This window comes from Streptomyces sp. NPDC001070 (assembly GCF_053598835.1).
Genome location: NZ_JBSFLB010000036.1, coordinates 44,595 through 60,690, shown reverse-complemented (window position 1 = coordinate 60,690; position 16,096 = coordinate 44,595). Strand labels below are relative to the sequence as shown.

General features: G+C 73.4%; 8 protein-coding genes. 1 reads left to right on the top strand and 7 read right to left on the bottom strand.

The window, feature by feature from the left end; genetic code table 11:
- Window positions 1–75: 75 nt before the first annotated feature.
- The 3 genes from ACWDAS_RS34150 to ACWDAS_RS34140 all read right to left on the bottom strand — a co-directional run bounded on the left by ACWDAS_RS34150 (window position 76) and on the right by ACWDAS_RS34140 (window position 7,701).
- Window positions 76–1,599: a hypothetical protein gene (locus tag ACWDAS_RS34150; RefSeq protein WP_450398641.1), complete on the bottom strand. Its 1,524-nt coding sequence runs from the start codon at window positions 1,597–1,599 to the stop codon at window positions 76–78.
- A 99-nt stretch (window positions 1,600–1,698) separates the two neighbouring features.
- A complete protein-coding gene (locus ACWDAS_RS34145) occupies window positions 1,699–3,993 on the bottom strand; it encodes a bifunctional glycosyltransferase/CDP-glycerol:glycerophosphate glycerophosphotransferase (RefSeq protein WP_450398639.1) in 2,295 nt (764 codons plus the stop codon).
- 24 nt (window positions 3,994–4,017) lie between these two features.
- The gene (locus ACWDAS_RS34140) at window positions 4,018–7,701 is read right to left on the bottom strand and encodes a CDP-glycerol glycerophosphotransferase family protein (RefSeq protein WP_450398637.1); all 3,684 of its coding nucleotides are present in this window, start codon (window positions 7,699–7,701) and stop codon (window positions 4,018–4,020) included.
- A 138-nt stretch (window positions 7,702–7,839) separates the two neighbouring features.
- Here ACWDAS_RS34140 and ACWDAS_RS34135 point away from each other — a divergent pair, with 138 nt between their 5' ends.
- On the top strand, window positions 7,840–9,936 hold the full coding sequence (locus tag ACWDAS_RS34135) for a bifunctional glycosyltransferase/CDP-glycerol:glycerophosphate glycerophosphotransferase (protein WP_450398635.1): 2,097 nt from the start codon (window positions 7,840–7,842) through the stop codon (window positions 9,934–9,936).
- On the opposite strand, the gene ACWDAS_RS34130 is transcribed toward ACWDAS_RS34135, so the two are convergent.
- The 4 genes from ACWDAS_RS34130 to ACWDAS_RS34115 form a co-directional block, all read right to left on the bottom strand.
- Window positions 9,937–12,150 carry a bifunctional glycosyltransferase/CDP-glycerol:glycerophosphate glycerophosphotransferase gene (locus ACWDAS_RS34130; RefSeq protein WP_450398633.1) on the bottom strand — a complete coding sequence of 738 codons (2,214 nt, stop codon included), beginning with the start codon at window positions 12,148–12,150 and terminating at the stop codon, window positions 9,937–9,939. It abuts the gene before it with no gap.
- A gap of 114 nt (window positions 12,151–12,264) precedes the next feature.
- Window positions 12,265–13,185 carry a carbohydrate ABC transporter permease gene (locus tag ACWDAS_RS34125; protein WP_450398631.1) on the bottom strand — a complete coding sequence of 307 codons (921 nt, stop codon included), beginning with the start codon at window positions 13,183–13,185 and terminating at the stop codon, window positions 12,265–12,267.
- Window positions 13,182–14,531, bottom strand: a complete 1,350-nt coding sequence (locus tag ACWDAS_RS34120) for a carbohydrate ABC transporter permease (protein WP_450398630.1) — start codon at window positions 14,529–14,531, stop codon at window positions 13,182–13,184. Before ACWDAS_RS34120 ends, ACWDAS_RS34125 begins: the two co-directional genes overlap by 4 nt.
- 9 nt (window positions 14,532–14,540) lie before the next feature.
- Window positions 14,541–15,923 carry an ABC transporter substrate-binding protein gene (locus tag ACWDAS_RS34115; protein ID WP_450398628.1) on the bottom strand — a complete coding sequence of 461 codons (1,383 nt, stop codon included), beginning with the start codon at window positions 15,921–15,923 and terminating at the stop codon, window positions 14,541–14,543.
- Window positions 15,924–16,096: the final 173 nt, after the last annotated feature.

The window sequence follows — 16,096 nt, the reverse complement described above, 5'->3', positions numbered from 1 at the left end:
GCGAGCGGACGACGGCAACCGCACGACGGCAGGGGCCGGGGCGATTTCGCCCCGGCCCCTGCCGCATGCCCGGGCTCACCCGAGCCGGTACAGCCGCTCGCCGGTGCGCGGGCCGGTGGCGACCTGGACGGCGCCCGGCGGTGCCGGGGCCGACGGGTCGGTCATGACCCACTTCACGTGGTAGCGGCGGGCGATGGCCAGGCGCTGGTCCATGGGCGTCGCGGGGGAGAGATAGGCGCGTACGTCGGCCTCGCGGCGTTCACGGGCGGCGGCCGTGGTCGACGGGTCGGGCCAGGCCGGTGACACCAGGAACGCGCCGTAGGCGGGCATGACGTGCTTGGGGGTGTAGCCGTCGGTGAGCAGGACGTCGCCGACGGCTACGTACTTGTGCGCCCACAGGTAGCTGGGCCAGCTGCTCAGCCGCTGCAGGTGCAGCGCGGGCGGCACGTAGCGCTGCGGCACGATCGCGCCCGCCTGCGCCACCAGCCCCACGCAGGCCGCCACCCCCGCCACCGGGGCCAGCACGGTGCGCAGCGGCGTCCACGGCGGGGCCTCGGCGAGCTCCACCGCCAGCGCGAACTGCAGCGGCACCAGCAGCAGCCCGAAGATCCGCCCGAAGGAGTAGGAGCCGCTGAGCCAGCCGTAGGCGGCGACCGCGCAGTCCGCGGCGAACATCAGCACCAGCGGGTCGAAGCGGTTCAGCCGCAGCCGGCACAGCAGGGCCGGCAGCCCGGCCAGGGCCAGGCCGTACCACTGCCACAGGTCCGAGTAGAGCCGCCGGTGGACGTCGTCGACCGTCGGGTCGCCCAGCAGCGCGGAGAGGCTGAAGTACGGCCACCAGGCGGCGACCGCGAAGGCGACCGCCGCGGTCAGCGCCCACCGGCCGAGGACCCCGGCCGCGACGGGGGTGCGCTGCATGCCGATGACGATGGCGACCACTCCGATGACGGTGCCCATCGCCGTGAAGGGGTGCACGAGCAGCACGGTCCCGATGAGCAGGCCGAGCCCGGCGTGCAGCCATGTCCCCGCCACGCCGCGCCGGGCCGCCCGGGCGGAGAGCGCCCAGACCCAGAACGTCACCCCGACCGCGAAGGCGCTGGGGTAGGTCAGCCCCCGGATCATCGACTGCAGGCCGAGGAAGCCGCTCCACTCCTTGTACTGCGGCCCCCACAGCAGGACGAACGCGGCGAGTGCCAGGACCGGCGCCCAGCGCCGTCTGCTCAGCACGCGGGTGAAGGCGCCGATGCCGGTGACGACCAGCGCCAGGTTGACCGGGCCGCACGCCTTGAGCAGCTGCCAGCCGGGCACCCCGGTGGCCTTCGCCAGCAGCCCCAGCGCGACGGTGTACGGGGTGAAGTACGGGCTGCCGGTGCCCGGCACGTCGAGCAGCGGGTTGGCCGGGTGCCGCCAGTCCGCCGCGATGCGCTCGATCGCGGCGGCGTGCTGCCCGAAGTCGGAGGCCACCGGGGAGTACCAGGTGCGGACGGCCACCACCACCCAGAACAGGGTGCCGATGAGGAGGTACGGCGAGAGCCGCCGTGCCTCCCGCAGCTCGTATGCCTGGGTCCGCCAGTTCCGCTGGGTCAGCACGCCGGTCACCGCAGCCCTCCCGGCCGTCGTCGGCTCGTCACCTCGTTCCCCTCGATGCTTGATCGTGACGGGCGGGGCTGCATCCCGGCGGGGTCCGTACGGAGGCGGCTAGGGGCGGGCGGCGGCCTCCTTCGGGCCGGCGTGCGGCTCCCGCAGCGCCCCGGGAGCGGCGGGACCGCCGGGCCCCGAGGGCGCCGGGGCGGGGGTGCGCGCCTCCAGCGGCGTGACGGGCAGCGGCTCGGTCTCGCCGAGGAAGACCCGCCGGACCACCCGCTCCGCGGCCCGCCCGTCGTCGAAGGCGCAGAACCGGCGGCGGAACGCGGCCCGCAGTTCCGCCGCCGGGGCGCCGTTCCACGTGCCGTCGCGGAAGACGGCGATCAGCTCGTCGTCGCTGGTGGAGACCGCGCCGGGGGTCTCCCCGGGGGCGCCGGACAGCAGGTCGAAGTAGACCCCGCGACTGGCCCGGTAGACCGGCCAGTCGTCGGCGTGGACGACGATGGGCCGGTCCAGGAGGGCGTAGTCGAACATGATCGACGAGTAGTCGGTGACGAGGGCGTCGGCGGCCAGGCACAGCTGTTCGACCGTGGGGTGCCGGGACACGTCGATCAGCAGCCCCTCCTTGTGCAGCGCCTTCAGCCGGGCGTCCTCGCCGTGGAAGTAGTGGATCCGGGTCAGCAGGACGAAGTCCTCGCCGAGTGCCCGGCACACCCGCTCCACGTCCAGCCGCGGCACGAAGTTCTTCTGGTAGTCGCGGGTCGTCGGCGCGTACAGGATCGCGGTGCGGCCGGGGGCGATGCCCAGCGCCGCGCGGGCGCGGCCGACCTCCGCGGCGCCGGCGGTCAGGAAGACGTCGTTGCGCGGGTAGCCGGTCTCCAGGTGCTGCCAGGAGGAGGGGTAGACGCGCTCCCAGATCTCGCTGGAGTGCGGGTTGGAGGACAGGCTGTAGTCCCAGCGGTCCACCCGCTCCAGCAGCCGGCGGAAGCTCATGCCCTTGGCGGAGGCGGGGTAGCGCTGCTGGTCGATGCCCATCTTCTTCAGCGGGGTGCCGTGGTGGGTCTGCAGATGGATGCTGCCGGGCCGCTTCCTGACGTCGTTGGGGAAGTTGACGTTGCTGATCAGGTACGTGGCACGGGCCATCAGCCGCCAGTAGCGCCGGGTGCGCGGCACCACGTAGTCCACGCCCTTGGGCACCCGGGGGACGTCGGACTTGCGGACCAGCCACACCCCGTGGACGCCGGGGGCGAGTTCCCGCGCCTTGTGGTAGATCGCGGCCGGGTTGCAGAACACCCCGCGGTCCCAGTAGGCCGAGTACACCGCGAGGTTGGGGTCGAGCGGCCGCCGCAGGTGGTACGCGTACAGGCCGGACTTGAGGCGCTGCGCCAGGCGCCGGCGCACCCGGCGCCTGCGCCGGGTCAGCTCCCCGCGGATCTTGCCCGGCATGTCGCCCAGCCGGGCCAGCGCCCAGCTGCCCCGGGCCAGCCGCCGGTAGCCGACGGCCTTGTCCTCAGGGGCGGTGAAGCCCTCCGGCAGGTGGCGGGCGTACCAGCGGGCGGCGAGCCGGAAGAACTCGCCGCGCAGCCGCGGCGGGATCCGGTCGGGGTTGCCGAGGCAGAACAGGAAGTGGCTGACGGCCCGCTCGAACAGCATCGGGCGCAGCGGCGCCAGGTCCTCGCGGCCCGGCCCGTCGAGGAAGTCGAACAGCCGGGTGTACTGGTCGAGGATGACGAAGTGGTTGCGGCCCGGGCTGCGGGTGCTGGCGCCGCTGCGGCGCTGCCGGTACTCCAGCACCACGCGCGCCAGGCACGAGATGCGCTCGGCGCTGAGCATCGTCACATAGGAGACGAGGGCGTCCTCGTAGATGCCGTCACTGAAGGCGAAGCCGTGCCCACGGTAGAAGGCGCGGCGGTAGACCCGGTTGGAGGTCATCGCGAAGAGCTTCAGGAACTCGGGCCGTTCGGTGATCCGGAAGACGTCGGTGCCGGCCGAGGCGAGCAGTTCCCCGAAGACGCTCTTCTCGGCCGCCTCCCACCAGTAGGTGCGCACATGGTCGAAGTAGAGGATGTCCGGGTCGCCGTCCTGCTTCAGGCGTTCGGCGACCGCCTCCAGGGAGCCGGGGGCGAGGGTGTCGTCGCCGTCGAGGAAGAGCAGGTAGTCGCCGGTGGCCCGCTCGGCACCGGTGTTGCGGGACCGCCCCACGCCCAGGTTCTCCGCGTGGTGCAGCGCGATCACCCGGGAGTCGCGGGCCGCGTACTCGTCGAGGATGCGGCCGCAGTGGTCCGGCGAGCGGTCGTCGACCGCGATCACCTCGATGTCGGGCAGTGACTGCGACAGCACCGAGTCGAGGCAGGCGCGCAGATAGCCCTGCACCTTGTGGACCGGGACGATGACGGAGAAGCGGGGCATGTGGATCCTGGGTTCCCTGGGGGGTCAGTGACGGTCGGGTTCGAGCAGCCGGTCGGCGGCGCGGGCCGCCGCGCCGCCGTCGTCGAGGTGGCAGAACGTCGTGCGGAAGTGCGCGTACGCGTCGGCGCTGTGCCGTGCCACGGTGCCGAGGTCGCGCAGCGCGCCGGCCAGGTCGGCGGTGGAGTGCAGCAGCGGGCCCGGGGCCTGGGCCTCGAAGTCGGGGTAGAAGCCGCGCAGGGTGTCGCGGAAGTGCTCCAGATCGGGGACGAGGAAGAGCATCGGGCGGCCGGTGTTGGCGAAGTCGACCGCCGGTGACGCGTAGTCGGTGACCAGGACGTCCGCGATCAGCAGCAGCTCCGCCACGTCCGGGTGGGAGGACACGTCGCGCACGAAGCCGGAGCGCGGCGTGCGGACGCGGTCGGCGACCAGGGGATGTGACCGGAACAGCAGCACGTGGTCGGCGCCCAGGGCGCGTTCGGCCTCCGCCAGGTCCAGGTACGGGGACATGCGGTAGTGCTCGGCGTCGTACGCCAGGTCGTCGCGGCGGGTCGGCGCGTACAGCACGACCGTGCGGTCCCCGGGGATCCGCAGCCGGTCGCGCAGCGCGGCGGCCACCTTGTCGCGGTCGTCGGCGAAGAGCACGTCGGTGCGGGGCAGCCCCGTCTCGGCGACCGGGCCGTCGTACCCGAGCGCGGTGCGCAGCAGGGGGGTGCTGTACGCGTTCGGCGACAGCAGCAGGCTCCACTGGCCGCCCGGGTCGCGCGGCGGGCGGGGGAGGTGCACCAGGTCCGCGCAGAGCGTCCCGGCGAGGTCCCGGCCGGTCCGCTTGAGGGGGGTGCCGTGCCAGGTCTGCAGCACGGTCTGGTCCGGGCGGCGCACGAACCACTGCGGCAGGTGCGTGTTGGTGACGATGAAGCGGCTGCGGGCGAGCGCCTCGTACCAGGCGGCGCTGTGCAGTACGACCGGCCGCGCGGTGGCCGGCGGGGGCGCCTGGCCGTCCCTGACCACCCACAGGTGCTCCAGGCCGTCCGCCGCGCGGCGGCGCAGCAGCTCCTCGTGGACCGCGCGCGGCGAGTCCCCGTACGCCCGCCCGTCGAAGGCGCTGTACAGCACCGCCTCACGGCGCGGCAGCCCGCGGGTGCGGGGGTAGTGGCTCTCGCGCAGCACCCGCTGCCGGTACGGGCCGCGCTGCGGCTCCGGCACGGTCGGCCGGGCCTCCACGAACAGCCGGTCGTGGAAGCGCCGGTCGACGGTGAACGCCTTCCCGCCCGCCTCCGCGGCCATCGGCAGCGCCTCGAACACCCCGGGCGCGACCCGCACCGGCGCTTCCGTGCCGGCGCCGTCGCGCAGGTACAGGTACCAGCGGCCCGCGGGCAGCGGCACGGGCCCGGCGAGCGACTCCAGCGCGCCGGGGCGCAGGGTGGCGGTGAAGCGGCGCCCCTCGTGGGGGCCCGGCCCGGCCGGGTCCTCCGGAGCCGGCGGCATCGGCGGGATGGCGCTGGACGGCAGCGGGGACCCGGGCCGGCGCCCCGGGACGCCGTCGGCCTGGACCGGGACGGCGTGCTCCACCCGGTGCGTGCCGTGCCGCAGCACCAGCTCCGCGGGACCCGGGGCGGAGCCCGGCGCGAGCCTGCCGGCCACGACCAGGGCGCCCTCGGCGGTCCAGCCGATGGCGTCGGTGACGGGCTGCGGGGTGCGGTCGCGCAGCACCAGCTTCCCCGACGCCTTCGCCTCGACCAGCAGCCGCCGCGGCGTCCCCCCGAGGCGGGGGTCGGTGCCCAGGTCGTAGTGCCCGGCGGGCAGCGAGGCGTCGAGGTGGACGGGATCGGCGTGCCCGGCGCGCAGCAGCGCGACGTCCCAGCTGTCGGTGTCCTCGGGACGGACCTCCTTGGGGCCGGCCTCCAGCGCGGGCCGGGCGCCCGCCAGGTCGGCGAGGGGCACGCGGGCCCGGCGGGCGCCGTCGTCCGCGTCCCCGGGGTTCGCGGGCTCCAGCGGGTACTCGAACACCGTGCGGGTCGCGGAGTGCGACAGCCGCACTGCCGTCGCCTGCTCCGCGCCCGTGAAGTCCAGCTCCACCGCGCTGCCGTCGCCCGTCGCCCGGTGGCCGGTCAGCCGCCGGACCTCCGGCTCCACCGACAGGTGCAGCCGCCCCTGCCGGTAGTACGGCACGAGCCGCATCCCGCCGCCGGTCGCGTACGAGGGCGGGGACGCTCCCGAGCCCGCGTCCGCGGCGCGCAGGGCCGCCCTGCGGATCACCCCTCTGGCCGCGACGATCACACCGAGCCGCCAGCGGCCCGCCCGCGGTTCCCCCTGGCGGCGGCCGGTGGTCAGCCGGGCCGGGTCGATCGTGATCTCGAAACCTGACCAGTCGTAGCAGTGTTCCTCCTGGTGGGAGTTGAGGGTCGCGGCGGGTTCCTGCCGGATCCTGGCCGGCAGGAGCACCACCTTGGCCCGGCGGCCGTGCCCGTGGACGGCGACGGCGGTGATGTGCGCGGCGCCCTTGCGGTCCGCGTCGATGTTGCGCAGGTAGGCGTAGCCGCGCAGGACGAGCCGGCCGTTCTCCCGCACCACCTCGCGCACCCGCGCGCGGACCGGGAAGTCGGAGCGCCGCAGCCGGGCGGCCGAGGCGGGCAGGGCGAGCCGTCCGCCGTCCGGGCCGCGCAGGACCGCCCGCTTGCGCAGCGGGGGTCCGGCGACGGAGAAGCCGGAGGAGTTGCGCTGCTCGTGGTCGAGCACGGCCAGCAGGTCGTCCAGGCGGTCTTTGACGATCAGGTGCCACTTGATGCGCAGTCCGGCGGGCAGCTCCGGGAAGAGGGTGGGGTCGACCCGGGTCAGCCAGTCGCGGCAGCGGTCCATGAAGACCCGCCGGTACTCGGGGCCGGCCATCGGCAGCGCGTCGATGAAGTACAGCAGGTCGTCGGTGAGGACCGAGCGGTCGTAGGCCCGCTTGTAGGAGGTCCAGCGGGTGCGGACCGGGTCCGCGAGGAAGCGGCTGACGTGGTCGACGGCGGCGATCCGGTCGCGCACGCCCTTCACGTCGGTGCGGCGGCGGGTGATGGAGCCCTCGCGGATGCGCCAGTAGTAGACGTGCTCGTGCAGTACGTCGACGGACTCGGCGAGGAAGTGCGCGGGGATGGTGAGCGGGGTGTCCTCGTAGAGCACGCCCTCGGGGAAGGCGAGCCGGTGCCGCTCCCAGAAGGAGCGGCGGAAGACCTTGTTCCAGGCGACCCGGTCGGAGAGCAGGCTCAGGTCCCGGGTGATGTGGGTGCCGGTCACGGTCCGGGTCATGTCGCGGTGCTGCCAGGCCTGACTGCGGCCGTCGGCGGTGAGCCGCCAGACGTTGCCGGTCGCGAAGTCCGAACCGGACCCGTCCAGCAGCCCCACCAGCATCTCGTAGGCGCGCGGCGGCAGGATGTCGTCGCTGTCCAGGAAGCACAGGTACTCGGTGCGCGGGTCGGCGTGCCGGGTGCCGGTGTTGCGGGCGTGGCCCAGTCCGCCGTTGTCCTGGCGGACGAGCCTGAAGCGCGGGTCGCGGTCGGCGAAGCCCTGGGCGATCTCCGGACCCGAGTCCGTGGAGCCGTCGTCCACCATCACCACGTCGAGCGCGTCGAAGGTCTGGGCGGCCACCGAGCGCAGGCACTCCTCCAGCCAGCTCTCGACGTTGTGGACCGGAACGACGACAGTGAGGCGGGGCGTGCACGATGACATCGGTGACGTGGCCCTTTCCGGATGAGGGCGACAGGGGGACGAGGGGTTCAACTCGTCACCGCCGCCACGGTCACCTCGCCTGCGCCTTTCGGGTGATCCACCGGGCGCCGGGGGCCGGTCCTGCATACGCTCGGCGCTATGCCTCGGTTCAGCGTGATCGTCCCGGTGTGGAAGGCCCAGGGGTACGTCCGCGCCTGCCTGGAGTCGGTGCTCGGGCAGGGGTACGCGGACCTGGAGCTCATCGTGGTCGACGACTGCTCGCCCGACGGATCGGCGGCCGTCGTCGAGGAGGTCGCGGCCGCCGACACCAGGGTGCTCCCGCTGCGGCAGCCCCGCAACGGCGGCGCGGGCCCGGCCCGGGACGCGGGGGCGGCCCGCGCCAGCGGCGACTACCTCCTCTTCCTCGACGCGGACGACCTGCTCGCGCCCGGTGCCCTGACCGCCCTCGACACACGGCTGCGGGCCACCGGCGACCCGGAGGTGCTGCTCTTCGACCACGACGTCCTGGACGTGTGGGAGCACCGCGCCGAGAGCGAGGACGGCGCCTTCCTGCACGCGGCCGCCCTCGCCGGGCACGCCGTCTTCCGGGCCACCGAGCGCCCCGACTGCCTGACCGTGCTGCCCGCCGCCTGGAACCGGGCCGTGCGGCGCGACTACTGGGCCGGTTTCGGCTTCGGCACAGGCCCGTACGAGGACGTCCCGGTGGCGTACGAGATGCTGCTCGCGGCCCCCCGGATCGCCTGCCTGGACCGGGTCTGCGTCACGTGGCGCAGGCGCCGCCGCGGCAGCTTCTCCGGCACACCGGGTCCGCAGCACCTCGCGCTGATCGACCGGTACGACACGCTGCTGGCCCGGCACGACCTGCCGGTGCTGCGCGCCGAGCGGGAGCGGCGGCTGCGTGCCGTCCTGGACGACCCCGGGCGGCTGCGCCCGCAGGACCGCGCCGCCTTCTTCCGCCGGGCCGGACTGCCCGGCACCTTCACCGCCCACCGCGCCGCCGAGCTGCGCGCCGCCGCTGCCCGGCGGCTGCGCGCGCACCGCCACGCGGCCGCCCGCGAGGCCTACCGCCGCTGGTACGCCCTGGAGCGGCGCCGTCCGCTCGACGACGACCTCGTGGTGTACGCGGCGTACTGGAACCGCGGGGTGCTGTGCAGCCCCGCCGCGATCTACCACAAGGCCCGCGAACTCGCCCCGCACCTGCACGGGGTGTGGGTGGTCCGGCGGGGCGAGCACGCCGAGGTCCCCGACGACGTCGACCGGGTCGAGGTGAACTCCCGCCGCTACTGGGAGGTGCTGGCCCGCGCCCGCTTCCTGGTGAACAACGCCAACTTCACCGGGGAAGTGGTCAAGCGCCCCGGCCAGGTCTACCTGCAGACCCACCACGGCACCCCGCTCAAGCACATGGGCATGGACCTGCGCGCCCACCCGGCGGTGGCCAAGGGCATGAGCTTCCGCCGGCTGCTGGACCACGCCGACCAGTGGGACTACTCCCTGTCCGCCAACCCCCACTCCAGCGAGGTCTGGGAGCGGGTCTATCCCGGCGGCTACCTGACCCTGCCGACCGGTTACCCGCGCAATGACGCCTACTTCACCGCCGGCGCGTCCGACGTGCGCCGGATCCGGGCCCGCCTGGGCATCCCGGACGGCGTCAGGGCGATCCTGTGGACCCCCACGCACCGCGACTACCAGCGGGAGTTCGTCCCGCTACTGGACCTCGCACGGCTGTGCCGGGCGCTCGGGCCGGAGTACCTGGTGCTGGTCCGCGCGCACTACTTCTACCCGGGGACGGGCCCGGCGGAGCTGCCCGAGGGCGCGCTGGACGTGTCGGCGTACATGCCGCTGGAGGAGCTGTGCCTGGCCTCCGACGCCCTGCTCACCGACTACTCGTCGGTGATGTTCGACTACGCGAACCTGGACCGCCCGATCGTGGTGCACGCCGCCGACTGGGAGGTCTACCGGGCCGCCCGCGGCACCTACTTCGACCTGCTGTCCGGCAGGCCCGGCGACACCCCGGGCGTGGTCGCCCGCGACGAGGCCGGGATCGCCACCGCCTTCCGCTCCGGCGCGTGGGCCTCGCCCGAGGCGGCGGAGCTGCGGGCGGCCTTCCGGGCCCGCTTCTGCCCCTGGGACGACGGACGGGCGGCGGAGCGCGCCGTGCGGCGCGTGCTGCTGGGCGAGCCGGATCTGCTGCCCGTGCTCAAACCGGACGAGCGGACCCCCGCCCCGCCGCCGTGACTACGGCCGGGCCGCCGGGGCCGGGGTGCGCCGCTCCGGCGGGACCACGGAGGGCTGGCCGCCGTCCTCGCCCAGGAAGACCCGCCGCACCACCCGCTCGGCGGCGTGGCCGTCGTCGTACGGGCAGAAACGCGCCCGGAACGCGGCCCGCAGCTCCGCCGAGCGGGGGCCGCGCCAGGCGTCCGTGGTGAGGATGTCCAGGAGTTCGTCCTCGTTCCTGGCGACCGGCCCCGGCGGCTCGGCGGTGATGTCGAAGTAGGTGCCGCGGGCGGCCCGGTAGGCCGTCCAGTCCTCGGCGTGCACCACGATCGGGCGGTCCAGGCCCGCGTAGTCGAACATCAGCGGCGAGTAGTCGGTGACCAGGGCGTCCGCGGCCAGGCACAGATCCTGGACCGAGGGGTGGGCGGAGACGTCCAGCACGGTGTCGGGCAGCCCCTCGGGCAGGGTGGCCGTGCCCTCGTACCCGTGCGGCGCGCGGTAGAGGACCACATGCCCGGGGCCGAGTTCGCGGGCCATGCGGGCCAGGTCGGCGGGCGGGTGGAAGCCGCGCCGGTAGTCGCGGTGCGCCGGGGCGTACAGGATCGCGGTGGACTCCGGCGGGATGCCCAGCCGGGCCCGGATCCGCCGCACGTCGTCGGCGTCGGCGCGCAGCAGCACGTCGTTGCGGGGCTGGCCGTGCTCCAGGGTGGTGTAGCCGGCGGGGTAGGCCCGTTCCCACACCACCGTCGAGTGCGGATTGGCGGACAGGCAGAAGTCCCAGCGGTCGGTGTGGGCGAGCATGCGGGCGAAGTCCCGGCCGGCCGAGGCCGCCGGATGCCCCTGGACGTCCAGGCCCATGCGGCCGAGCGGGGTGCCCTGGTGGGTGTGGAGGTTCACCTGGCCGCGCCGCTTGCGGTAGGCGTGCGGGAAGTTGACGTCGTTGACCAGGTAGGTGGCGCGCGCCAGCGCCGTCCAGTAGGCGGGTGAGCCCGGCTGGAGCCGGCGTACGCCGTGCGGCAGGGTGCGCGCGTACGCCGGTGTCGTGATCCACGCGGTGCGGATGTGCGGGGCCAGGTCGCGGACCGCGGCCTCCAGGGCGGCCGGGTCGCCGCCGTAGCCGCCGTAGCGGCAGGACGCGAAGACCGCCAGGTCCGGGTCGAGGGAGCGGTGCCGCTGGATCCGGTAGTGCAGCCGCAGACCCGCCTCCCGGACCGCCCGGGCGGTGTCCCTGCCGAGCCGTCGCAGCCTCCTGCGCAGCGCGTTGACGGTGCGCACGGCGTCGAAGACGTGCCGCGCGCCGAGCCGGACGAGCAGCCGCCGTGTTCCGCCGGGCATGCCGCGCGGCCGGGCGGCCGGCTCCTGCGGGCGGTAGTGGCGGAAGTGGGCGGTGCAGCGCTTGAAGTAGACGGCCCGGGCGGAGCGGGGCAGCCGGCCCGGGGTGTTGTAGACCGCCAGCAGGTGGTCGGTCATCCGGCTGAAGAGCGCGGGCCGCCAGCCGTCGAGTGCGGGGTTGCGGTCGAGGAAGGCGAAGACCCGGTCGTACTGCTCGAAGATGTCGAAGTGCCGGCTGCTGGTGGTGGCGAGGATGCTGCCCCGGCGGCGCTGCCGGTAGTGCACGCACACCCGGTCGAGCACCGCGATCGCGCGGGCGCTGAGCAGCAGGGGGTAGGTCCAGGGGGCGTCCTCGTACCAGCCGGGCGGGAAGGCGAAGCCGCGCCGCTCGACGAAGTCCCGCTTGTACGCCTTGTTCCAGGCGACCGGGAGCAGTCGCAGCAGTGCGGGGCGGTCGTCGAGGGGGCCGGCGGGGCGGCCGTCCTGGGCGAGCAGATGGGCGCGCTGGTTGCGCACGACGCGGCCGTCCCAGTAGGTGCGGGCGTAGTCGTAGACCAGCACGTCCGGCTCGGCGGTCTCCTTGACGCGGTCGGCGACGGCCTGCAGCGCGCCGGGCGCGAGGGTGTCGTCGCTGTCGAGGAAGAGCAGGTAGTCGCCGGTGGCGCGGGCCATGCCGGCGTTGCGGGCCGGGCCGAGACCCACGTTCTCCTTCAGGTGCAGGGCGGTCACCCGGCGGTCGCGGGCCGCGAAGGCGTCGACGATGGCACCGCTCGCGTCGGGGGAGCGGTCGTCGACGGCGATCACCTCGAAGTCCGAGAAGCTCTGCCCGAGCACGGACTCCAGGCACTCGTGCAGATAGGCCTGCACCTTGTATACGGGCACGATGACGCTGAACCGGGGCAAGGCAGCACATCCGTAATGTCGGCTTACGCGGCGTATGCCCGTTATATCCCGGGCGTACGCCGCGTACGGCGACCCCTCCGGTGACGGAGTGTTGCCCCGCTGACCTGCGGCGGCCTACTTCACGGCGCCCGCCATGACGCCGGAGACGAACTGGCGCTGGAAGGCGAAGAAGACGACGAGCGGGATCACCATCGAGACGAAGGCGCCCGGCGCCAGGATCTCGATGTTGTTGCCGAACTGCCGGACCTGCTGCTGCAGCGCGACCGTGATCGGCTGCGAACCGGTGTTGGAGAAGATCAGGGCCACCAGCATGTCGTTCCACACCCACAGGAACTGGAAGATGCCGAGCGAGGCGATCGCCGGGCCGCCCAGTGGCATGATCACGGTGGCGAACAGCCGCAGCTCGCCGGCGCCGTCCAGCCGTGCCGCCTCCAGCAGCTCCCGCGGGATCTCCGCGAAGAAGTTGCGCAGCAGGAAGACCGCGAACGGCAGGCCGAAGCCGACGTGGAAGAGCACCACGCCGATGATGTCGCCGAAGATGCCGATCTCCCCGAACAGCTTCGCCACCGGGATCAGCGCGATCTGCACCGGCACCACCAGCAGCCCGACCACGACCAGGAAGAGCCAGTCCCGGCCGGGGAACTCCATCCAGGCGAAGGCGTACCCGGCCAGCGCCCCGATCACCACCACCAGCAGCGTGGCCGGCACCGTGATCAGCGCGGTGTTGACCAGCGAGGAGGTGACGGTGTCGTTGCTCAGCAGCTCCTTGTAGTTGGTGACGGTCAGCTGGGAAGGGGTGGTGAACACCTTCCACCAGCCGGAGCCGGCGATGTCCACCGGCCCGCGGAAGGAGGAGATCAGCAGCCCCACGGTCGGCATCAGCCAGAACAGCGCCACCAGGACGAGGAAGACCCTCAGCACCCCGCCGCTCGCACCGGCCGCGACCCGCGAGGCGAAGGACTCCCTGACGGCGGCCGGAGTGGCCCGGGCCTCGGCCGGGCCCGCCGGTTCGGCTGTGCCTGCGACGGTCGTCATCGGCGGGCCTCCCTGCGCAGTCGGCGGATGTTGAAGACCATGACCGGGACGACGAGCAGCAGCAGGATCACGCCGATCGCACTGCCCACGCCCTGGTCGTTGCCGGCCCCGAAGGAGGACAGGTACAGCTGCAGGGCCAGCACGTTGGCCTCGTCCTTCGAGGTGTCGGGGGCGATGATGTAGACCAGGTCGAAGATCTTCATCACGTTGATCATCAGAGTCACCACGACCACCACCAGCACCGGGGCCAGCAGCGGCACGGTGATCCTGCGGAAGACCTGCCACTCGTTGGCGCCGTCGATGCGGGCCGCCTCCATCAGCTCACGCGGCACTCCGGCCAGGCCCGCCGCGATGAGCACCATGGCGAAGCCCGCCCACATCCACAGGTACGAGCCGATGATGGCGGGCGTCACCAGCGTGGGGCCGAGCCAGTCGACACCGTTGTACGGCTCCGCGAAGTTCGAGGCGGGCAGCCGCAGCCGGGCGCCGGCCGCCGAGTCGGGGAGCGAGAAGGTGCCGTCCCCGCCGGACGTCGCGGAGGCGACCACCCGGCCGTCCTTCACGGCCTCGACCCGTACGCCCTTCAGCGCCTTCTCGCCGGCGTCGATGACCCCGGCCGAACCGCCGCCGCCGGGCTTGAAGTCCAGCCACACCGTCCCGGTCACCCCCGGCCCCGGGGCCGCCTGCCGGGCGTCCGCGGTGCCCGCGGGCAGCTTCGCCGCCGGTACGCCGATCAGCGGCAGCCCGACCGCCGTCCCCTCCCGGGCGGCGTCCCGCGTGGTGTACGAGCCGCCGCCCGAGGCCGTCAGCGAGCCGTTCGGCCGTGGCCGCGCCCCCGGGTAGGCCGAGGACTCGGCGAAGGTGTCGTGGACGCCGACCACCACCGCGTTGGCCGCCCCGCGCGCCGGGTCCTGCTCGTACACCAGGCGGAAGATGATGCCCGCCGCCAGCATCGAGATCGCCATCGGCATGAAGACGACCAGCTTGAAAGCGGTGCCCCAGCTCACCCGCTCGGTGAGCACCGCGAAGATCAGCCCCAGGGCGGTGGCCAGCACCGGCGCCACGACCACCCAGATCGCGGTGTTCCGCAGCGCCGTGAGCGTGCTGTCGTCACTGAAGACCGAGCCGTAGTTGTCCAGCCCGACGAAACCCGAGCCGGCCCTGTCGAACAGGCTGCGCCAGGTGGTGTAGCCGATCGGGTACACCACCAGCGCGCCCAGCAGCACCAGCGCGGGCAGCAGGAAAAGCCCCGCCACCCAGCGCCGGGTGCCCATGACGCTCCTGCCCCGCGCGGAGGGCGCGCCGCCGGGGGCGGCCGGCCCCTTCGCCGTGGCCGCCGTCGCCATCGCGGCCGCCTATCCGGCGTACGCCTTGGCGGCGTCCGCTTCGAGCTTGGCCTGCGCGCCCGCCACGTCGGAGGGGTTCTTCAGGAAGTCCTGGAGATCCTTCCACTCGCCCTTGCCCGCGGTGCCGCCGAACGCCGCCGGGGCCTGGTCGGACATGTCGAAGCGGAAGTCGTCGCCCGCCGCCACCAGGCCCTGGGCGATCGACCGCGAGACCTCGTCGGGGTACGCCGACAGGTCCAGGGACTTGTTCGGGGAGACGAAGCCGCCCGAGGAGGCCCACACCTGTGCCGCGTCGGTGGAGGCGAGGAAGGTCAGCAGCGCCTGCGCGCCCTTGGAGTCCTTCAGCGCCACGCCGACGTCACCGCCGCTGACCACCGGCGCCTTGCCGGAGCCCACCGCGGGGAAGGGGAAGACCTTGGCCTCCTCGCCCACCTTCGCCTTGGTGTTGTCGCCGATGAACGCGCCGACGAAGTCGCCCTCGTAGACCATCGCCGCCTTCGGCGGGTTGCCGGTGAAGGTCTGGGTAACGGACTTGGGGAAGTCGGTCTGCAGGGCGCCGTTCTGGCCGCCGGCGATCAGGTCCTTCCTGCCGAAGAGCTGCGCGAGGGTGGTGAGCGCGTCCTTCACCGAGGGGTCGGTCCACTTGATCTTGTGGTCGGCCAGCTGGTCGTACTTCTCCGGCCCGGCCTGGGAGAGGTAGACGTTCTCGAACCAGTCGGTGAGGGTCCAGCCGTCCGCACCGCCGACCGATACCGGGGGAGTGCCGGACTCGAAGACCGTCTCGGCGGTCTGGAGGAAGTCGTCCCAGGTCTTGGGCGGTTCGGCGATCCCGGCGTTCTCGAAGGCCGTGGTGTTGTACCAGACAAGCGACTTGTTGGCGGCCTTGGCGTAGACGCCGTACTGCTTGCCCTCGTACGCGCCCAGGTCCTTCCAGCCCTGCGAGAAGTTCTTGTCCAACTGGTCCTGGACGCCGGCGTCGAGCGGCTTCAGCCAGCCCTTCTGCGCGAACTGCCGCAACACCCCGACCTGCGGCAGGAACGCCACGTCCGGCGGCCGGCCGCCCTCGATCTTCGTACCGAGGAAGGTGGAGACGTTGTCACCGGTGGGCACGAAACCGACCTCGGCTCCGGTGCGCTTGGCGAACTCGTCCAGCACCTTCTGGAAGTGCTTCTGCTCCGGTCCGGTCCACACCGCCGCGACCTCGAGCTTCTGCCCCTTGAGGTCCGGCAGCGACACACTGCCGCTCTGGCCCGAACCGCCCTTGCCCCCGTCCGGGGTCCCCTTGTCGCCGTCGCCTCCGCAACCGGCCGCCGTCAGCGCCAGGGCGGCCGTCGCCACCGTGGCGACGACCACTTCGCGTGTACGTCGCGTGCGCCTGCTGGATGTCCGCATCTGCCTGCCCATCCCCTCAGCGCGGACCCACGCCGCGGTGGCAGCCCGCCCTGTGGCCGTGGCAGCTGCGCCGGGCGTCCCGTCCCCGCGTCATCCGCTGTTCCGCGTTCAGTCCTACGCCTTGTCCGATAACCGCCGCAATAGCGCCTCAGCGCACGGGGGTTGGATCGTGA